We start from the raw sequence: 19,905 nt of genomic DNA, 5'->3' as shown, positions 1-19,905 counted from the left end.
CTACGCTCCCAAAACACTTTGCCCACACACCCGCAACGCTTGCCCGGTAAACGCGCCGGTGCCCGGTTGCGCCAGCCACGCCACCGCTTCGGCGACGTCTTGCGGCAAACCGCCCTGGCCCAGCGAACTCATGCGCCGCCCGGCTTCACGCAGGGCGAACGGAATGTGCGCGGTCATCTGGGTTTCGATAAACCCCGGCGCCACGGCGTTGATGCTGATGCCGCGCTCGTGCAACAGCGGCGCCCAGGCCTGGGCCAGGCCGATCAGCCCGGCTTTGCTCGCGGCGTAATTGGTTTGCCCGCGATTGCCGGCGATGCCGCTGATCGAGGCCAGCAGAATCACTCGGCCGTTGTCGCGCAGGGTGCCGGCGTCGAGCAGGGCCTTGGTCAGCACTTGCGGCGCATTGAGGTTGACCGCCAGCACCGCGTCCCAGAATTCCGGGGTCATGTTGGCCAGGGTTTTATCGCGAGTAATGCCGGCGTTGTGGACGACGATGTCGACGCCATCGGGCAACTGTTCGATCAATTGCGCGGCGGCATCGTCGGCGCAAATATCCAAGGTAATGCTGCGCCCGCCGAGGCGCGCGGCGAGGGCTTCGAGATCCGCCTTGGCTGGTGGCACGTCGAGCAGGATCACCTCGGCGCCGTCCCGGGCCAGGGTTTCGGCAATCGAGGCGCCGATGCCGCGAGCCGCGCCCGTCACCAGCGCCTTGCGCCCGGACAGTGGCCGCGTCCAGTCTTCGACCGGCGTGTCGCAGGCGTTCAAGCGAATCACTTGGCCGGAGACAAACGCGCTTTTCGGCGAGAGGAAAAACCGCAGTGGCCCCTCCAGTTGATTCTCAGCGCCTTCGCCGACGTAGATCAGTTGCAAGGTGCCGCCGCTGCGCAGTTCTTTGGCCAGGGAGCGACTGAACCCTTCCAGGGCCCGCTGGACGCTGGAGGCGATCGGGTCGCTCAAGGACTCCGGCGCCCGACCCAGAATCACCAGGTGCGCGCTGTGGTCGAGATTTTTCATCAACGGCTGAAAGAACTCGCGCAGCTGTTTGAGCTGATCGGTTTGCAGCAAATGACTGGCATCGAACACCACGGCTTTGAGTTTCGGGCCGTGGCCGGGAATCCACGCGGTGGCCAGGGACGGCTCGGTGCCGTAGCTGTAGATCGCATCGGTCAGGCGGTTGGCGAAGGCGCTGACATTCTCGGTCAGCGGTCCGCCACCGATGAGCAATGCGCCCTCGACCGGCCGCAGGCGCCCGGCCTGCCAGCGTTCCAGACGCACCGGCGACGGCAGGCCCATGGCCCCGACCAGACGATGGCCGATGGACGAATTGGCGAAGTCGATATAACGGTCTGACATGGAACGCTCTCCGGCAGCTGGGGTTCAAAGTGTGGACCATGAATGGCGATCAGTCGTTCGATCTATGAGATAAGGCCTACGCTAGAACACAGGTGATTGATGTGTAGCAGGACTTTCGGGGAAATGCAGAACCTGTGGCGAGGGAGCTTGCTCCCGCCGGGGCGCGCAGCGGCCCCCTCGTTACCTGAAAAGAAGGGGACTGCTGCGCAGTCCAGCGGGAGCAAGCTCCCTCGCCACAGAGGGGATTGCGTTCACATCTAAATTTTTACAAGGAGCTTTTCATGACTCAGCTGCGCCGCGTCGCGATTATCGGCGGTAACCGTATTCCTTTCGCCCGTTCCAATGGGCCGTACGCCACCGCCAGTAACCAGGCGATGCTCACCGCAGCGCTCGAAGGCTTGATCGAACGCTTCAACCTGCACGGCCTGCGCATGGGCGAAGTGGCGGCAGGGGCGGTGCTCAAGCATTCCCGGGATTTCAACCTGACCCGCGAATGCGTACTCGGCTCGCGATTGTCACCGACCACCCCGGCCTACGACATCCAGCAGGCCTGCGGCACCGGTCTGGAAGCGGCGCTGTTGGTGGCCAACAAAATCGCCCTCGGCCAGATCGAGTGCGGCATTGCTGGCGGTGTCGACACTACCTCCGACGCGCCGATCGGCATCAATGAAGGTCTACGCAAAATCCTCCTGCAAGCCAATCGCGCCAAGACTACCGGCGACAAACTGAAAACCTTCCTGCAACTGCGCCCAGGCCACCTGATCCCGGAGTTCCCGCGCAACGGCGAACCACGTACCGGCCTGTCCATGGGCGAACACTGCGAGTTGATGGCCCAGACCTGGAACATCCCCCGCGCCGAGCAGGACCAACTGGCCCTCGAGAGTCATCAGAAACTCGCCGCGTCCTACAGCGAAGGCTGGCACAACGACCTGATGACGCCGTTTCTCGGTCTGACCCGCGACAACAACCTGCGCCCGGACCTGACCCTGGAAAAACTTGCCTCGCTCAAACCCGCGTTCGAGAAAAGCGCCAAAGGCACGATGACCGCGGGCAACTCCACGCCGCTTACCGATGGCGCTTCACTGGTGTTGTTGGGCAGCGAAGAATGGGCGAAAGAGCGCGGCTTGCCGATCCTCGCCTATTTGCGCGATGGCGAAGCGGCGGCGGTGGATTTCGTCAACGGCGCCGAAGGGCTGCTGATGGCGCCGGTGTATGCCGTGCCGCGCTTGCTGGCGCGCAATGGCCTGACCTTGCAGGACTTCGATTACTACGAAATCCACGAAGCCTTCGCCGCGCAAGTGCTGTGCACGCTGAAAGCCTGGGAAGATCCCGAATACTGCAAAACCCGTCTCGGCCTCGACGCACCGCTGGGCTCCATCGACCGCAGCCGGCTTAACGTCAAGGGCAGTTCACTGGCGGCCGGGCACCCGTTTGCGGCCACCGGCGGGCGCATCGTCGCCAACCTGGCGAAGCTGCTGGACGCGGCGGGCAAGGGGCGCGGGTTGATCTCGATTTGTGCGGCGGGTGGGCAGGGTGTCACGGCGATCATCGAGCGCTGAGCCCACTGCCACAGGGAAATGTGTTTGTCAGGAAGGGAGAGTTGGCCTAACGTCGGCCCTATCTGCCGTCCTGCGACACAAGGCCCAGTAATGACGTCCAACGGACAACTTTCTCTCGAACGCTCGATCCCCGCCCTGACGGCATTACCGCGCCCTCTGTTCGCCCGCGCCGAAAGCCTCAACGCCGGCTCATGGACGCCACCTCATCGCCACGACTGGGTGCAGTTCTCCTACGCCATCAGTGGCGTGCTCGGCGTGCACACCGCCGAGGGCAGTTTCTTCGCGCCGCCGCAGTGGGGCATCTGGATTCCCGCCGATCTCGAACACCAGGTGGTGACCTCGATGCGCGCCGAGATGCGCAGCCTGTATGTGCGCCGCGAGGATTGCGCATGGGCGGACGAGCGATGTCGGGTGCTGGAAGTGACGCCGCTGGCTCGAGAGCTGATCAAGAGTTTCTGCCTGTTGCCGGTGGAGTATCCACAGGGCGACAGCCAGGAAGCGCGGCTGGTGAATGTGTTGCTGGATCAGTTGGCGAATCTGCCAGAAGTGGCGTTCTCGCTGCCATTGCCCCGGCATGAACGCTTGCTCGGGTTATGCAACGAGCTGATCGAGAACCCTGAGCTAAACGTGACGTTGCAGGTGTGGGCGGGACGCTTGGGCACGTCGGAGAAAACCCTGATGCGCTTGTTTCAGCGTGAAACCGGCTTGAGCTTTCGCGGCTGGCGCCAGCGCGCGCGGCTGTTGTCGTCGCTGAGTTTGCTGGAGGAGGGCGACAGCGTGACCAATGCCGCGCTGGCCTGTGGGTATGACTCGACGTCGGCGTTTATCGCGGCGTTCAAGGGGTTGTTCGGGTTTACCCCGGGGGAATTGTTTCGGCAGTAATTGTGGCGAGGGAGCTTGCTCCCGCTGGAGCGCGAAGCGGTCCCAATTCGGTCAACGCGGTGTATCAGGTATTTCGCGTTTTCCGGTTTGCGACTGCTTCGCAGCCGAGCGGGAGCAAGCTCCCTCGCCACAGGTATCGGTGCGGATCAGGTCCTGAACCGCCGAACCAACCCATCCAGCTCATTCGACAACCCGGCCAGGCTCTGGGAATCCAGGCGCGCCGAGTTCGCCAACTCCGCCACCAACTGCGCATCACCATGAATCTGGCTGATATGCCGATTGATGTCTTCCGCCACCTGATGCTGTTCTTCGGCTGCCGTCGCGATCTGCGTGTTCATATCGCGAATCACATCCACCGACTCACGAATCAGCCCGAAGCTGCTGCGCGCTTCGCCAATGCGCGTGACCGATTGCTGCGACACTTCCAGGCTCGCATGCATCTGCTGCGTGACCTGGCTGGTACGTTTGGCGAGGTTGCCGAGCAAACCGTCGATTTCCGCTGTGGAGTCAGCAGTCCGTTTCGCCAGTGCCCGGACTTCATCCGCCACCACCGCAAAGCCACGCCCTTGTTCGCCGGCCCGTGCCGCTTCAATCGCCGCGTTCAGCGCCAGCAGGTTGGTCTGTTCGGCAATCGAGCGAATCGTCCCCAGAATCGACTGAATGTCATTGCTGTCGCGTTCCAGTTGCTGCATCGACTGCGCCGACGATTCAATTTCCTGGCTCAAGCGATCGACGCTGGTGACCGCGGCATCGATCTGCTGCTGACCTTCGCGGGCCTGGCGCTGGCCGCTGTCGGCCGACTCGGCGGCCTGGCTGCATGAGCGGGCGACTTCGTTGGCGGTGGCGACCATTTCGTGGAACGCCGTGGACACCATGTCCACCGCTTCACGCTGGCGCCCGGCGGCTTCGGCCATGTCGCTGGAGACCCGGGTCGAGCTCTGGGAGGTGGCGAGAATTCGATTGGCGGCGCCGCCGATGCTTTGAATCAGGTTGCGAATCGCCGACAGGAACTGGTTGAACCAGTTGGCCAGTTGCGCGGTTTCGTCGCTGCCACGGATTTCAAGGTTCTTGGTCAGGTCGCCTTCACCTTGGGCGATGCCTTCCAGACCGCTGGCCACGCTGCGGATCGGCCGCACGATGACACTGGCAAAGCTGGCGCCGACGATGGCGAAAAACACCGCCAACACGGCGGCGATGATTGCGATCAGCCAAGTCAGTTGGGTGGCCGAGCTCATCACGTCGGTTTGCTTGATCAGGCCGATAAAGGTCCAGCCCAGTTGCTCCGACGGCCAGACATTGGCCATGTAGCGCTCGCCATTCAGCTCCACTTCCACCAGGCCTTTGCCGGCCTTGGCCAGTTGCGCATAGCCTTCGCCGAGGCTGCTCAGGGCCTTGAAGTTGTGCTCAGGCTGCTTCGGATCAACCAGCACGGTGCCGCTGTTTTCCAGCAGCATCAGGTAGCCGGTTTCGCCGAGCTTGATCTGTTTGACGATTTCGGTGAGCTGCTTGAGCGTCACGTCGATGCTGACCACGCCGCCGTTGCTGCCCAACTTGTTGTCGATGGTGCGCACGGTGCTGACGTAGGTCGCATCGTCCTGGGCCCAGTAATAGGCCTCCGTGCGAAACGGTTTACCCGGTTTGGCCTGGGCCGCCTTGTACCAGGGGCGCTGGCGCGGATCGTAATTGCTCAGTTTTGCGTCGTCGGGCCAGGACACATAACCGCCGGCCGCGGTGCCGACGATCGCGTAGGCGTAGGACGGGTGGCTGTTGCCCAGGTCCTGGAGGAAGGCGAAGACCTTTTTGTCCATCTCGCCCTGGGGGATGCTCTCGGCGTTGGCCGCCATGTAGGTCTTGAGGCTGTCGTCGGTGTTCTTGATCAGCGGTTGCGACGCCAGGTAGTCGACGTTCTGGCTGATACCGTCAAAGAACAGCTGCATGGCATTGCTGACCTGACGGATCTCGCGGCCGCTGCTGTCGACGAAATCGTCCTTGGCATCGCTGCGCAAGTTCAGCACGACCAGGGTGGCGACCAGCACCACGGGTAAGCAGGCGATGATTGCAAACGCCCAGGTCAACTTCTGTTTGATGTTCATCCGCGCTCCAGATTTTCTTGTTGGCCCACGCAGTGCAGATGACTCGCGGATTATTGGCAGCCGAAAACGGTGTAGAAGGGCTCGGTTCCTTGAGGGCGGCATCGTCTTTTTAGTCGGGACGATTGTCGGACAAATCCTTTTCTCTCTGAGGACTTCGGCCGAAAAAAGGGGAAATTGAGGCCCGTTGAGAAAAATCCGACAAATAGGAGGAATGCAGATGTCAGCTTCTGTCGTAAATGCCCTCGCATCCCTGCACCAACACGTGCCGGCGGGTCGGCTATGATCTTCAGCGGTCGCTGATAGGGGCGTGATTTTTCGGATAAATTCGGCACATTGTGTGCATCTGCAATGTTCATAGGTCGGCAACCCCTCCCCGAGTTGCGAGGATTGCCGTATAACGAATGACTTTCGCGTGTTTGGTAATAAAGGACCCACAATAAAAGCTGATGAAGACTCCAAAACGCATTGAACCCCTGATCGAGGACGGTCTGGTCGACGAGGTGCTGCGCCCACTCATGAGTGGTAAAGAAGCAGCTGTTTATGTGGTGCGCTGCGGTAACGAGCTACGTTGCGCGAAGGTCTACAAGGAGGCGAATAAACGCAGTTTCCGCCAGGCGGCCGAGTATCAGGAAGGCCGCAAGGTCCGCAACAGCCGACAGGCTCGGGCGATGGCCAAGGGCTCCAAGTTCGGCAAGAAAGAAACCGAGGACGCCTGGCAGAACGCCGAAGTGGCGGCCCTGTTTCGTCTGGCCGGTGCCGGGGTGCGGGTGCCCAAGCCGTACGACTTCCTTGAAGGCGTACTGCTGATGGAGCTGGTGGCCGATGAATACGGCGATGCCGCGCCGCGTCTGAACGACGTGGTGCTGGAGCCGGACCAGGCCCGTGAATACCACACGTTCCTGATCTCCCAGATCGTGCTGATGTTGTGTACCGGTCTGGTGCACGGTGACCTTTCGGAGTTCAACGTGCTGTTGACCCCGAGCGGCCCGGTGATCATCGACTTGCCGCAAGCGGTCGACGCAGCGGGCAACAACCACGCGTTCACGATGCTGGAGCGCGACGTGGGCAACATGGCGTCTTACTTCGGGCGGTTTGCGCCGGAGTTGAAAAAGACCAAGTACGCCAAGGAAATGTGGGCCCTGTACGAAGCCGGCACCTTGCACCCGGCGAGCATCCTCACCGGCGAGTTCGATGAACCGGAAGAGCTGGCCGATGTGGGCGGCGTCATCCGCGAAATCGAGGCGGCACGCCTGGATGAAGAGCGCAAGCAAGCGGTGCGCGCAGCCGATGATGCGCCACCGAGCAAAACCGAAGAACCGCCTCCACCGTGGATGCAGTGATCGGTTGACGAAAAACCCGGTTTAGGCCGGGTTTTTTTGCAAGACACGCAACACCCCGTAGGGATCTAAAACACCTCTCACACTCAAGGATTGAATGTGAACTCCACCCGCAATGCCCACCTGATCATCACTGCCCGCCTGATCTCCGATTTCGGCGCGTTCCTCAACATGGTCGCCCTGGTCACTTACGTTTATGTCCTCAGCAACAGCGCGATGAGCGTGGCGATCTTCCTTGCCAGCCGCGTGTCCGGGGGGATTTTTGCCAGTCTGATTGGCACTCCGTTCTACCGTCGCGTGGCCGGGCGCCTGCCGCTGATTGCCTTCGATTTATTGCGCGCCGGGGTGCTCGGTTTGCTGCTGATTCTGCCGGTGGCCCAGCAAGCGTTGCTGCTGCCGGTGATTGCCTTCGGCCTGGGCTTCGGTAATTCGATGTTCGCCATCGGCCTCAACAGCCAGTTGCCGAACCTGATCGACCGCGAACACTTGCTCAAGACCAACGCCTGGATCACGTCGGCAGCATCCATTGCCATGGTCGCTGGCAGTCTGGTGGCGGGGCTGGTGGTCGCGGCGTTTGGCTTTGAAGCGGTGTTCGCGCTGAACGTGGTCACTTACCTGCTGGCGGCGTTGTTGATTGTGCCGTTGCGTTTTCACACGGTAGCAACGAGCACTGAATCAAAAAGCGAGCGCGGAGAATGGTCAGCCTTGCTGCAAGGTTTGCGCAGCGCCCCGGTGTTGGCGGCGATGCTCGCGGTGGCCATGGCAGATACGTTGGGCAGCGCGGCGCACAACGTCGGTTTCCCGATCATCTCGCGGCTGCTGACGCCAGAATCCGCCAGCACCACGCTCGGCCTGATGCTGGCGGTGTGGGCCAGCGGCAAACTGATCGGCGCGCGGATTGCCAGTCGGCTCAAAGGCTCGGACAACATCAACCTGGAACGACGTTTTTTCTATGGCGTGCTGTTGATGTCCTGCGGCTTCATCCTGATGTTCCAGCAGCAGACGCTGTACGGTCTGCTGCTGTTCTCTTTGCCGGCCGGGTTGGGCGATGGATTTTCCGAAGTCGGCCTGATGTCGCGCCTGCAACGGGAGCCGGATCACCTGCGCCTGCCGATCTTCAGTTTCCTGACGTTGCTGCAAATGACCGGTTTCGGCATCGGCATGCTGATCGCCGCGCCGTTCTATGCCTGGTGGACGCCCGGCGCGGTGGTGCTGTTGTTCCATGGCATTCCCCTCACCACGTTGCTGGTGGTAAAGGGTTTGTCCTTCAGGCGCGGGAAGGTGCAGCGCAGCAACCCGACGCCAGCTCCTTGAGAATCGGGCAGTCGGGGCGATGGTCGCCCTGGCAGTGCTCGACCAGGTCCTGCAAGGTGTCGCGCAACTGGCCGAGTTCGCGGATCTTCTGGTTCAACTCGTCGATGTGCTGACGGGCCAGGGCCTTCACGTCGGCGCTGGCCCGCTGGCGGTCCTGCCATAAGGTCAGCAACTTGCCGACCTCTTCCAGCGAAAACCCCAAGTCACGGGAGCGCTTGATGAACGCCAGCGTGTGCAGGTCGTCATCACCATAGACCCGGTAGCCGCTGTCGGTGCGATGGGCGGCCTTGAGCAAGCCGATGGACTCGTAATAACGGATCATCTTCGCACTCAGGCCACTGTGGCGGGCCGCTTGGCCGATGTTCATCGGTTGTCCTCCAGATCCTTGGGTTTCCAGGTTTTCAACAGTAGCGCATTGCTCACCACGCTGACGCTCGACAGCGCCATCGCCGCGCCCGCCAGCACCGGGTTGAGGAAGCCGAACGCCGCCAGCGGAATGCCGATCAGGTTATAGACGAAGGCCCAGAACAGGTTCTGGCGGATCTTCGCGTAGGTCTTGCGGCTGATCTCCAGCGCCGCTGGCACCAATCGTGGATCGCCGCGCATCAGGGTGATCCCGGCAGCGTGCATCGCCACATCGGTGCCACCGCCCATGGCGATGCCGATATCCGCCGCAGCCAGGGCCGGGGCGTCGTTGATGCCATCGCCGACCATCGCCACCACGCCGGTTTTCTTCAGCTCGGCGACGGTGGCGGCTTTGTCCGCTGGGAGGACTTCGGCGTGCACATCGCTGATGCCCAGCGCTTCGGCGACGACTTTGGCGCTGCCACGGTTATCGCCGGTCAGCAGATGGCTGCTGATGTTTCGCGCGTTGAGCTGCTGCACTGCTTGCAGGGCGCCGGGTTTGAGGGTGTCGCCGAAAGCGAAGAGGCCAAGGACGCGGGGCTCGGGGCTTTGCTCGATCAACCACGACAAGGTCCGGCCTTCGGTTTCCCAGGCTGTTGCGGAGTCGGCCAAGGAACCTGCGCTCAACGCGCTTTCTTCCAACAGACGACGATTGCCCAACGCCAAGCGACGACCGTCGAGTGTGCCGGCGATGCCGCGCCCGGTCAGCGATTGGCTGTCGGTGACGTCGGCCACGTCCAGCCCGCGTTCGGCGCAGACATCCAGAACAGCCTTGGCCAATGGGTGTTCGCTGCCCCGTTGCAGCGCACCGGCCATTTGCAGCAGGGCGGCTTCGTCACCGTCCAGTGCACTCAAATGCGCGATACGCGGCGCACCGGAGGTCAGGGTGCCGGTCTTATCGAAGACCACGGCGCTGACTTCATGGGCGCGTTCCAGTGCTTCGGCGTCCTTGATCAGAATCCCGTAGCGCGCCGCCACGCCGGTGCCGGCCATGATCGCTGTCGGTGTTGCCAGCCCCAAAGCGCAAGGACAAGCGATCACCAGCACCGCGACAGCATTGATCAGCGCGGTTTCAATCGGCGCGCCGTACAGCCACCAACCGATCAAGGTCGCCAGGGCCAGCACCAACACTGTCGGCACGAACACCTGGCTGACTTTATCCACCAGTTTCTGGATCGGTGCCTTCGCGGCTTGGGCGTCTTCGACTAGACGAATGATGCGCGCCAATACGGTTTCGGCGCCGAGGGCCAAGGTGCGTACCAGCAAGCGGCCTTCGCCATTGATTGCGCCGCCGGTGACTTTGTCGCCGGGTTGTTTCGGCACCGGCAGGCTTTCGCCGCTGATCAGCGCTTCGTCGGCATGGCTCTGGCCTTCCACCACTTCGCCGTCCACCGGGAAACGTTCGCCAGGCTTGACCATCACCAGATCATTCAGGCGCAAGGCGCTGATGGCGACGTCTAGTTCACGGCCGTCGATCACCTGAATCGCCCGTTCCGGACGCAGCGCTTCCAGTGCGCGAATGGCGCTGGCGGTCTGGCGTTTGGCGCGGCTTTCCAGGTATTTGCCCAGCAGCACCAGCGCGATGACCACTGCCGAGGCTTCGAAATACAGATGCGGCATGCGCCCGGCGGCAGTCGCCCATTCGTACAAACTCAAGCCATAACCGGCGCTGGTGCCCAGGGCGACGAGCAAATCCATGTTGCCGGCACCGGCGCGCACGGCTTTCCAGGCAGCGACGTAGAAGCGTGCACCGAAGATAAATTGCACCGGTGTGGCCAGGGCAAATTGCGCCCAGGCCGGCAGCATCCAGTGCACGCCGAACGGTTGCAGCAGCATCGGCAACACCAGCGGCAAAGCGAGGGCGATGGCGGCGAGCAGGATCCAGCGTTCACGTTGCAGGCGGGTTTGTTGATTATCGGTGGGGTGTTCGACTTCCCAGACACTGGCGTTGTAGCCGGCCTTGGTCACGGCGGCGATCAGGATTTGTGGGGCGATCTGGCCGAGCAATTCGAGGTGGGCGCGTTCGTTGGCCAGGTTGACGCTGACGCTCTTCACCCCCGGCACCTTGGTCAAGGCGCGTTCGACCCGGCCGACGCAGGAAGCGCAGGTCATGCCGTCGATGCTCAATTCCAGACTTTGCTGCGGCACGCTGTAACCGGCTTGCTGCACTGCGTCCATCAACGCCGGCAAGCTGTCGCTGGGGGCCTGGATGCGCGCCTGCTCGGTGGCGAGGTTGACGCTGACGGCAGTGGCGCCGATGACTTTGCTCAAGGCACGCTCGACACGCCCGGCGCAACTGGCGCAGGTCATGCCGGCAATCGGCAGATCGAAAGTGGTGGATTCGGACATCGGTCACGCTCCCTGTAGAAAGTGCCTACAGGATCAACCTTGCCATGCGGGCAAGGTCAAGCGCCATGTCTCAGATCAAAGGATCGCCGCATGATCGCATGATCGTTCCCACGTTCCGCGTGGGAATGCCTCAACGGACGCTCCGCGTTCGGCTTTTGGGACGCAGAGCGTCCCGGGCTGCATTCCCACGCAGAGCGTGGGAACGATCAGGTGGGGATCAATATTCGAGAGCGGCGGGCTTGAGGTACATCCCTTCCTGTGTCATCGCAATCCGGTACTTCAACACGTCCCCGGCCTTGAGCGTAATGTTCTGCGAGCCCGGCGCGAGCATTCCCGGGTTGCAGCCCGGCGCCTGGCCCGGCAGCAGTTTCAGGCGCAGCGAAACATTGCCCGGCGGCAGGTTGAACGAGGTGCTCTGTTCCTGGAACAGCCGCGCCGACAGTTGATCCTGGATGTACACGCCGATCTCACAGGAGGTCGCGACTTCCAGGCGCTCGCGGGAAATGATCAGTACGCCATAGTCCTCCCCGGCGGCATTGGCCGAGGGCAGGGCGGCAAAAAGGCTGAGGAAGCCAAACAGGCTGAGAGCTGACCATCGCATGGCTGAATCTCCTGAGGTCGGGTCATTGATGACGCAGCTTGGCCGAGCGCGACGCCGAATGCCAGCCCGGCAGTTTGTTTCAGAACTTGACCTTGCCATGGTGGCAAGCTCAAGAATGCCCGCAACCTCACTCAAGGAGTTACGCCATGCAAGTGTTCAACGTTCAAGGCATGTCCTGCGGTCACTGCGTCAAGGCCATCACCCAAGCCGTGCAAGCCAAGGACCCTGCGGCCAGTGTGCGGGTGGATCTGGCGACAAAAGAAGTCGGCGTCGAAAGCGGTTTGACGGCGGAGCAAGTGATCGCTGCCATCACCGAAGAAGGCTACGACGCCAAAGTCGCCTGAAGCCATCCTCCCACATTGGTTTTGCATTCATTCAGGGGTTTTTAATAGTTAGCGACCTATCGGAATGTTCAAGGCGTCCCCACGCGGCTAGACTGTCGAGCTGCCGACTCACGCCCAACTGGATGCCTGATGAACTTCCGTACCATTCTGATTCTTGGTGCCCTGACCGCTTTCGGTCCGCTGGCGATCGATTTCTACTTGCCGGCGTTCCCGTCTATCGCGCAGTCGTTCGGCACTGACGAAAAACACGTGCAAATGACCCTCGCCGCGTATTTCCTCGGCCTGTCCATTGGTCAGTTGCTCTACGGTCCGGTAGCGGATCGTTTCGGCCGGCGTATTCCGTTGCTCACCGGCGTCGGCTTATTCACCGCAGCGTCCCTGGCCTGTGCCTTTGCGCCGAACCTGGAATGGCTGATGGGCGCGCGATTCGTCCAGGCACTGGGCGGTTGCGCGGGGATGGTGATCTCCCGGGCGGTGGTCAGCGATAAATGCGATGCGGTGGGCTCGGCAAAAGTCTTTTCGCAACTGATGCTGGTGATGGGCCTGGCGCCGATTCTTGCGCCGATGCTCGGCGGGTTGTTGGTCAACACCACCGGCTGGCAATCGATCTTCCTCGTGCTGACCGGGTTCAGCGCCCTGGCCGCCTTGGCCGTGGCCCTCGGCTTGCCGGAAAGCCTGCCGGACTATGTGCCGCGTCAACCGTTGAAGGGGGCGTTGCGTCAGTACGGTCGCTTGTTGGCCGATCCGGTCTACCTCGGCCACGCCCTGACCGGCGGCCTCGCCGTCGCCGGGATGTTCGCCTACATCTCCGGTTCGCCGTTTGTCTTTATCAAGCTCTACGGCGTGCCGGCCGAGCATTTCGGCTGGTTGTTCGGCACCAACGCGGCGGGCTTTATCCTGGTGGCGCAGGTCAATGCGCGACTGTTGGCCAAGCGCGGGCCGGCGTTCCTGTTGGCTCGGACAGTGTGGATTTACCTGGGCGCGGGCCTGACATTGCTGGCGGTCAGCTCAATGCACACCGAACAGCTATGGCCGCTGCTGATTCCATTGTTTATCTGTATTGCCAGCCTCGGCTGCATCCTGCCCAACGCCTCGGCCTGCGCCATGAACGGGCAGGGCGCCCGCGCCGGCAGTGCGTCGGCGCTGCTGGGGTGCCTGCAATTCAGCATCGCCGCCGGGGCGGCATCGCTGGTGGGGTTTTTGCACGATGGCAGCGCCATGCCGATGGCCATGGTCATCAGCCTGTGCGGAATTCTGGTGGTGAGCGTGGCGATGCTCACCCGACGTTTGCAAAATGCCCGGGCGCTGGCCCAAGCCGAAGTGTGAGTGCGGACTCAGCCAGCGGCACGCTGCTGGCGGTCGGGGATTTGATGAGGGGCGTGTAGCCGCGCTTCCAGGGTTCGGGTGAAGGCGCGCGCTTCGGCTTCGCTGCGGAAGGTGACGGCGTGTTGGTCCAGACGGACTTGCCACTGGGATGTTGCCACTTCTTTTATCAGGATCTTCATTGCTGACCTCCTTAAGTAAAAGACTGCGTCGCAGAGGTCTCGATTGTAGACCTGAATACGATCGCAATTGTGACAACGGTCAACTCTCTGACTGACGGTGCAACATCGCTTTTGTAGGAGCGAGGCTTGCCCGCGAAGGCGATCTTGAGCGCGCCATCGCGGGCAAGCCATGCTCCTACGCAAGCGGTTAGAAACCTTCTAATACAATTTTGCCTTTCGACTTGCCGCTCTCCAGCAGTTCATGGGCGCGACGCAGGTTGGCTGCATTGATGGTGCCGAAGTGCTCGCCCACTGTGGTTTTCAAAGTCCCGGCATCGATCAGCTCCGCGACGCGGTTGAGCAGTTTGTGCTGCTCAATCATGTCCGCGGTCTCGAACAGCGAGCGGGTGTACATGAACTCCCAGTGCAACGAAAGGCTCTTGCGCTTGAGCTTGGTCACGTCCAGCGCCTTCGGATCATCGATCAGCGCCAGTTTGCCCTGAGGCGCCAGGGCCTCGACCAGTTGATCCAGATGCTCATCGGTCTGGGTCAGGCTGGCGACGTGGGTCACCTGCGCGACGCCTGCACGCTTGAGTTCTTCACTCAGCGGCTGGCTGTGATCGATCACCAGATCGGCGCCCAGCTCACGCACCCAGCTCTGGGTTTGCGGACGGGAAGCGGTGCCGATCACCTTCAACCCAGTGAGTTGATTGGCCAGCTGAGTCAGGATCGAACCGACGCCACCGGCCGCTCCGACGATCAGCAAGCTCTGGCCTTCATCGGTCTTGCCTTCACGTACTTGCAGGCGTTCGAACAACAATTCCCACGCGGTGATCGCGGTCAGCGGCAACGCAGCCGCTTCAGCAAAGCCGAGGGTTTTCGGCATGTGCCCGACGATCCGCTCATCCACCACATGCAACTCGCTGTTGCCGCCGGCACGGGCGATGGAACCCGCGTAAAACACCTTGTCGCCAGCCTTGAACAGCGTCACGTCGCTGCCCACTGCCTTGACCACACCGGCCACGTCCCAGCCCAGCACTTTCGCCGCGCCTTCTTCAGGCTGGACGTTCTGCCGGACCTTGGCGTCCACCGGGTTGACCGAGATGGCTTTGACTTCCACCAGCAGGTCACGTGGGCCGGCGACCGGTTCTGGCAGTTCGATGTCTTGCAGGGATTTGGCGTCGCTGATCGGCAAGGAGGCGTAATAGGCAATGGCTTTCATGGAGGGCTCCGTCAGTAATAAAGGAAGGGATCAGCCGAGAGTGCGCAGGCGCTTGAGCTCGAAGTGTTCGAGAAAGTCACCGGCCTTGGCGCGGAAGTTCTGGATGTGGGCGCTGGCGTCATGGGCTTGCAGGGCCTCGTCGCTGCTCCATTGTTCGATCATGTAGAAACCCAGCGGATTGGCCAGGTCCTGGTGCAAATCGTATTGACCGCAACCGGCTTCGGCACGCGTCGGTTCCAGCAGCGCCCGCAGGTGCTGTTCGAGGGCGTCTTGCTGGCCGGGTTTGGCGATGAGGGTGGCGATCGCGGTAAAAGGCTGGGACATGTTCGACTCCTGGCACTGAGTGGTTTTCGATGGGGCAGATGATTGGCTATTTCCCGGCAAGATAAAACCCGCTAAAAGAGCAGTCTCTTTCAATATTTTTTTGATAATCGGGGCTGAAGATGCTGCGTTTCGATGACTTGCAGTTGTTTGTCCGGGCGGCGGACCTGGGCAGTCTGTCGGCGGCGGCACGGGTGATGGACATGTCGGCGGCGGTAGCCAGCGCGGCACTCAAGCGCATCGAACAGCAACTCGGCGCCCGATTGCTGGCCCGTTCCACCCGCAGTCTGCGCCTGACCGCCGAAGGCGAAGGCTTTCTGGAATATGCCCGGGCGGCCCTGAGCAATCTGGACGAAGGCCGGCGTCTGTTGGCCAGCGGTCAGGATCAGGTCAGCGGCGTGTTGCAACTGTCGGCGCCTTCGGATTTCGGTCGCAACCTGTTGCTGCCGTGGCTGGATGAATTCCAGCGCGAGCACCCGAAGTTGACCATGCGTTTGCTGCTGGGCGATCGCATCGCCGACCTGTTTCGCCAACCGGTGGACATCGCCCTGCGTTACGGCGAACCGGAGGACTCAAGCCTGGTGGCGCTGCCCATCGCCCCGCAGAACCGGCGCGTGCTCTGTGCGTCGCCCGCGTACCTGGCCCGGCACGGCGAGCCCCGCCAGCTGGAGCAATTGGCGCAGCACAATTGCCTGCTGTTCATGCTTGGCAGCCGGGTGCATGACCGTTGGAGTTTCCACGATGGCAAGCGCGAAGTCGGGCTGACGGTCAGTGGCGACCGCTTCAGCGATGATGCCGATGTGGTGCGCCTGTGGGCGGTGGCGGGGGCCGGGATCGCTTACAAGTCCTGGCTGGATGTGGCTGCCGATGTGCTGGCCGGTCGCTTGAAAGTGCTGTTACCGGAGTTGCTGTGTGAGCGCGCACCGCTGAATTTGCTGTGCGCCCATCGCGCGCAATTGAGTAAGCCGGTGAACCTTTTGCGGGAAATGCTTGCCAGCCGATGCGCTCAGTTGAGTAGTCAATTTCCAGCGTTACCGGGCGTTGATCATTAGTCGCAGGCAAATAGCGAAATTTCTGTCAGGAACTATCACCACCCACGACCTCCCAAGGGCAGGAACCGGCGGTCAACCCGCTTATACTAGCGCCGCCTCATGCCTGCACCGTCGAACCGGCCCGGACGCGTTCACCTTGCAGTCGTCCTTGCCCGGGAGTCGGCCCGGGTTGTTCGACAGAACGCGTTGTGTGGGTGGCTTGCCTGACTCGGTTCATGACGGTTTTCGCGTCTTGGCCGACGACACATTACTGGTCAAGATGTCTCTGAGCAGTAGACGAAACGATTCAACAGGGAGTGAAAACATGGAACATGCACCTTGCATCAGCCAGATCGCCACGCTGCTGGCTGACCCCAAGCGCAGCGCAATGATGTGGGCCTTGATGGATGGCTCGGCACGGCAAACCGAAGAGCTGGCGTTGCTGGCCGGGTTGTCGCCGTCTTCGGCCAGTGCACACCTGGGGCGTTTGTCCGCCGGAGGTCTGTTGAAAGTCGAAGAGCGCGGGCGCAAAAGGTTCTTCCGCCTGGCCGCGCCCGAAATCGGCGCCGCGGTAGAGGCGCTGGCCAGTGCGACCCTGGCCAGCAAGCCGCGGGACATTCCGGAGACGATCAAGCGCGGCAACCTCCTGGGCAAGCGCCAGGCAGCACCGTCTTCACTGTTGCAGGCGCGGCTGTGCGATGACCATCTGGGTGGCACGCTGGCGGCGGACCTGTACCAGCGTTTGCTGGATGCGGGCTGGATCGAGCAATTCGATCAGCGCGTCGTCGTCACCCATAAAGGCTCCACACAGCTGGCCACCAGAGGGGTGTTCATCCAGGCCCTGGCCCACCGTAACGGGCAAGTCGCCTGCGCCTGCCCCGACTGGAGTGAACGCCGTCCGCACCTGGGGGGCTCGCTGGGCGCGGCGTTGTTGCAGTTGTTCATGCAGTCCGGCTGGTTGACCCTGCCCAATGAGTCGCGGGCCTTGCAGATCACTGCGGCCGGGCAGCGAGAAGTTCACCGTTTCGCCAAGGAGTCCGAGCTGGAAATGGCGTTGTAGACGCTTCGAGACCGACGTCTGAGGTGTTGGGCGTCGTTCAGGGTTGCGAGCAGGTCGCATCCAGCAATTACCCCCAGCCGCTATCGCGCACACTCGATCCGGGGACTTTCGGATGGGGGAATGCGGCATGGAAATACCAGGATTCAGCGCGGCAGAACGCTTGGAACGACTGCCCATCAGCGGTTATCACCGCATCATTTTCATCATCATTGCCTTGGCGTTTTTCTTCGATTCCATGGACTTGGCGATGATGACGTTCCTGTTGGGGTCGATCAAAACCGAGTTCGGCCTGAGCAGCGCCCAGGCCGGGTTGCTGGCCAGTTCGAGCTTCTTCGGCATGGTGCTGGGGGCATCGCTGTCCGGCATGCTGGCCGACCGTTTCGGGCGCAAACCGGTATTCCAGTGGAGCATCGTGTTGTGGGGCCTCGCCAGTTACCTGTGCTCCACCGCGCAGACGGTGGAAACCCTGACGCTGTTCCGCATCCTGCTGGGGATCGGCATGGGCATGGAGTTTCCCATTGCGCAGTCAATGCTCTCGGAGCTGATCCCGGCCAAGGGGCGCGGGCGTTATATCGCGTTGATGGACGGCTTCTGGCCACTGGGTTTCGTCGCCGCCGGGGTGCTGTCGTACTTCCTGCTGCCGGTGATTGGCTGGCGCGACATCTTCCTGGTGTTGGCGGTGCCGGCGGTGTTTGTCCTGGCGATTCGGTTCTTCATTCCCGAATCACCGCGCTGGCTTGAACAGGCCGGCAAGCATGAGGCGGCGGACAAGGTGTTGCTGCGTATTGAAGAGCAGGTTCGCAAATCGCTGGGGCGTGCGGAGTTGCCCGCACCGATTCGCTTACCGCGCGTGGCAAGTACGCCGGGCAACTTCTTTTCCGCGTTGCGCCAGATCTGGTCGCCGCTGTACCGCCAGCGCACGATGATGATCTGGAGCGTCTGGTTCTTTGCCTTGCTCGGCTTCTACGGCTTGACCTCGTGGCTCAGCGCCTTGCTGCAACAGTCGGGTTTTGCCGTGACCCAGTCGGTGTATTACACGGTACTGATTTCCCTCGGCGGCATTCCCGGTTTTCTCATGGCCGCCTGGCTGGTGGAACGCTGGGGACGCAAACCGGTGTGTATCGTCACGTTGCTGGGCGGCGGGGTGATGGCGTTTCTCTACGGCCAGAGTGCGGTGTTTGGCGGCAACGTCGCGCTGTTGATCACCTCGGGCCTGCTGATGCAGTTCTTTCTGTTCGGCATGTGGGCGGTGCTCTACACCTACACGCCGGAGTTGTACCCGACCTCGGCGCGAGCCACGGGCTCGGGCTTTGCCTCGGCGATCGGGCGCGTCGGTTCGTTGCTCGGGCCGTTGGTGACCGGGCTGGTGTTCCCGATTACCGGGCAGGGCGGGGTGTTCGCCTTGGGGGCGATGTGTTTTGCGATTGCGGCGGCGGTGGTGTGGGTGTTCGGGATGGAGACGCGGGGCAAGACGTTGGAGGAGCTGAGCGAAGCGGTAGCGCAATGATCGTTCCCACGCGGAGCGTGGGAACGATCATGCGACGGAAACTTAGGGTTTCACCAACCGCGCATCCAGACTGTTCTGCGCCAACCGCTTGGCCTGATCCTGGGTCATGCCCAGATCGGTGTACAGCGCATGGAAGTTCTCCGTGACATAACCGCCGAAGTACGCCGGGTCATCGGAATTCACCGTCACTTTCACCCCACGTTCCAGCATGTCGAGGATGTTGTGCTGGGACATGTGATCGAACACGCAAAGCTTGGTGTTCGACAACGGGCACACGGTCAACGGGATCTGCTCGTCGATGATTCGCTGCATCAAGCGCTCGTCTTCGATGGCGCGCACGCCATGGTCGATGCGCTGGATTTTCAGCAAGTCGATGGCTTCCCAGATGTACTCCGGCGGGCCTTCTTCACCGGCATGGGCGACGGTCAGGAAGCCTTCGTGGCGGGCCCGATCAAACACGCGCTGGAACTTGCTCGGCGGATGACCCATCTCCGAACTGTCCAGACCGACAGCGACAAACGCATCACGGAATGGCAGCGCCTGGTCGAGGGTTTTCTGTGCTTCGTCTTCGCTCAAGTGGCGCAGGAAGCTCAGGATCAAACCGCTGGTGATGCCCAGTTGCTGCTCGCCATCTTTCAGTGCGGCAGCGATGCCGTTGAGTACCACTTCGAACGGCACACCACGGTCGGTGTGGGTCTGCGGGTCGAAGAACGGTTCGGTGTGAATCACGTTCTGCGCCTTGCAACGCAACAGGTAGGCCCAGGTCAGGTCGTAGAAATCCTGGGAGGTGCGCAGCACGTCGGCGCCCTTGTAGTACAGGTCGAGAAATTCCTGCAGGTTGTTGAAGGCGTAGGCCTTGCGCAGGGTTTCGACGTCGTCCCACGGCAGGGCGATCTTGTTGCGTTCAGCCAGGGCGAACAGCAGCTCGGGCTCCAGCGAGCCTTCCAGGTGCAAGTGCAGTTCTGCCTTGGGCAGGGCGTTCAGCCAGTCGTACATGTTCGAATTCTCATCAGGTGCAATGACGGCATTCTACAGATGCTCGC

The 19,905-nt window shown here is 61.9% G+C and carries 18 protein-coding genes and 1 pseudogene; 9 read left to right on the top strand and 10 right to left on the bottom strand.

The genetic code is table 11. From position 1 onward, the window contains the following. Complete coding sequence (locus HKK53_RS16950) at positions 1-1,353, bottom strand: 3-oxoacyl-ACP reductase (protein ID WP_169371775.1); 1,353 nt, start codon at positions 1,351-1,353, stop codon at positions 1-3. A gap of 281 nt (positions 1,354-1,634) precedes the next feature. On the opposite strand from HKK53_RS16950, the gene HKK53_RS16945 reads away from it, so the two are divergent. Then, positions 1,635-2,912, top strand: coding sequence for an acetyl-CoA C-acetyltransferase (locus tag HKK53_RS16945; RefSeq protein WP_169371774.1), 1,278 nt, complete (start codon positions 1,635-1,637; stop codon positions 2,910-2,912). A 90-nt stretch (positions 2,913-3,002) separates the two neighbouring features. After that, entirely contained in the window at positions 3,003-3,794 is a 792-nt protein-coding gene (locus HKK53_RS16940; RefSeq protein WP_169371773.1) for an AraC family transcriptional regulator, read from the top strand. 146 nt (positions 3,795-3,940) lie between these two features. Here HKK53_RS16940 and HKK53_RS33020 read toward each other — a convergent pair whose 3' ends face one another. Then, entirely contained in the window at positions 3,941-4,669 is a 729-nt protein-coding gene (locus HKK53_RS33020; RefSeq protein ID WP_429528426.1) for a methyl-accepting chemotaxis protein, read from the bottom strand. Positions 4,670-4,798: 129 nt separating this feature from the next. After that, positions 4,799-5,887 (bottom strand): annotated as a pseudogene (locus HKK53_RS33015) (cache domain-containing protein); the annotation flags it as partial. A gap of 446 nt (positions 5,888-6,333) precedes the next feature. On the opposite strand from HKK53_RS33015, the gene HKK53_RS16930 reads away from it, so the two are divergent. Then, on the top strand, positions 6,334-7,227 hold the full coding sequence (locus HKK53_RS16930; RefSeq protein ID WP_169371771.1) for a PA4780 family RIO1-like protein kinase: 894 nt from the start codon (positions 6,334-6,336) through the stop codon (positions 7,225-7,227). A 96-nt stretch (positions 7,228-7,323) separates the two neighbouring features. Further along, positions 7,324-8,538 carry an MFS transporter gene (locus HKK53_RS16925; RefSeq protein WP_169371770.1) on the top strand — a complete coding sequence of 405 codons (1,215 nt, stop codon included), beginning with the start codon at positions 7,324-7,326 and terminating at the stop codon, positions 8,536-8,538. On the opposite strand, the gene cueR is transcribed toward HKK53_RS16925, so the two are convergent. The 3 genes from cueR to HKK53_RS16910 form a co-directional block, all read right to left on the bottom strand. Beyond that, positions 8,492-8,905 carry a Cu(I)-responsive transcriptional regulator gene (gene cueR, locus HKK53_RS16920; RefSeq protein WP_169371769.1) on the bottom strand — a complete coding sequence of 138 codons (414 nt, stop codon included), beginning with the start codon at positions 8,903-8,905 and terminating at the stop codon, positions 8,492-8,494. The two genes, HKK53_RS16925 and cueR, sit on opposite strands and share 47 nt — an antisense overlap. After that, the gene (locus tag HKK53_RS16915; protein WP_169371768.1) at positions 8,902-11,292 is read right to left on the bottom strand and encodes a heavy metal translocating P-type ATPase; all 2,391 of its coding nucleotides are present in this window, start codon (positions 11,290-11,292) and stop codon (positions 8,902-8,904) included. The genes cueR and HKK53_RS16915 overlap by 4 nt, the downstream gene beginning before the upstream one ends. A 217-nt stretch (positions 11,293-11,509) precedes the next feature. After that, complete coding sequence (locus tag HKK53_RS16910; protein ID WP_169371767.1) at positions 11,510-11,893, bottom strand: hypothetical protein; 384 nt, start codon at positions 11,891-11,893, stop codon at positions 11,510-11,512. Between the two features lie 146 nt (positions 11,894-12,039). Here HKK53_RS16910 and HKK53_RS16905 point away from each other — a divergent pair, with 146 nt between their 5' ends. Both HKK53_RS16905 and HKK53_RS16900 read left to right on the top strand, forming a co-directional pair. Then, positions 12,040-12,237, top strand: coding sequence for a heavy-metal-associated domain-containing protein (locus tag HKK53_RS16905; RefSeq protein ID WP_169371766.1), 198 nt, complete (start codon positions 12,040-12,042; stop codon positions 12,235-12,237). A 129-nt stretch (positions 12,238-12,366) separates the two neighbouring features. Continuing rightward, the gene (locus HKK53_RS16900) at positions 12,367-13,563 is read left to right on the top strand and encodes a multidrug effflux MFS transporter (protein ID WP_169371765.1); all 1,197 of its coding nucleotides are present in this window, start codon (positions 12,367-12,369) and stop codon (positions 13,561-13,563) included. Positions 13,564-13,571: 8 nt separating this feature from the next. Here the strand turns inward: HKK53_RS16900 and HKK53_RS16895 are convergent, their stop codons facing one another. The 3 genes from HKK53_RS16895 to HKK53_RS16885 form a co-directional block, all read right to left on the bottom strand. After that, entirely contained in the window at positions 13,572-13,742 is a 171-nt protein-coding gene (locus HKK53_RS16895; protein WP_166656054.1) for a hypothetical protein, read from the bottom strand. Positions 13,743-13,929: 187 nt separating this feature from the next. Continuing rightward, a complete protein-coding gene (locus HKK53_RS16890; protein ID WP_169371764.1) occupies positions 13,930-14,943 on the bottom strand; it encodes a zinc-binding alcohol dehydrogenase family protein in 1,014 nt (337 codons plus the stop codon). Positions 14,944-14,973: 30 nt separating this feature from the next. After that, positions 14,974-15,267 carry a putative quinol monooxygenase gene (locus tag HKK53_RS16885; protein WP_169371763.1) on the bottom strand — a complete coding sequence of 98 codons (294 nt, stop codon included), beginning with the start codon at positions 15,265-15,267 and terminating at the stop codon, positions 14,974-14,976. Positions 15,268-15,386: 119 nt separating this feature from the next. Here HKK53_RS16885 and HKK53_RS16880 point away from each other — a divergent pair, with 119 nt between their 5' ends. The 3 genes from HKK53_RS16880 to HKK53_RS16870 all read left to right on the top strand — a co-directional run bounded on the left by HKK53_RS16880 (position 15,387) and on the right by HKK53_RS16870 (position 18,862). Further along, the gene (locus tag HKK53_RS16880; RefSeq protein ID WP_169371762.1) at positions 15,387-16,316 is read left to right on the top strand and encodes a LysR family transcriptional regulator; all 930 of its coding nucleotides are present in this window, start codon (positions 15,387-15,389) and stop codon (positions 16,314-16,316) included. Positions 16,317-16,620: 304 nt separating this feature from the next. After that, entirely contained in the window at positions 16,621-17,355 is a 735-nt protein-coding gene (locus tag HKK53_RS16875) for an ArsR/SmtB family transcription factor (protein WP_169371761.1), read from the top strand. A gap of 127 nt (positions 17,356-17,482) precedes the next feature. Then, the gene (locus HKK53_RS16870) at positions 17,483-18,862 is read left to right on the top strand and encodes an MFS transporter (RefSeq protein ID WP_169371760.1); all 1,380 of its coding nucleotides are present in this window, start codon (positions 17,483-17,485) and stop codon (positions 18,860-18,862) included. Positions 18,863-18,904: 42 nt separating this feature from the next. Here the strand turns inward: HKK53_RS16870 and HKK53_RS16865 are convergent, their stop codons facing one another. Next, a complete protein-coding gene (locus HKK53_RS16865; protein ID WP_054043972.1) occupies positions 18,905-19,858 on the bottom strand; it encodes an adenosine deaminase in 954 nt (317 codons plus the stop codon). Positions 19,859-19,905: the final 47 nt, after the last annotated feature.

This window comes from Pseudomonas sp. ADAK7 (assembly GCF_012935675.1).
Lineage (GTDB): Bacteria > Pseudomonadota > Gammaproteobacteria > Pseudomonadales > Pseudomonadaceae > Aquipseudomonas.
This window is presented reverse-complemented; position numbering and strand designations above follow the sequence as displayed.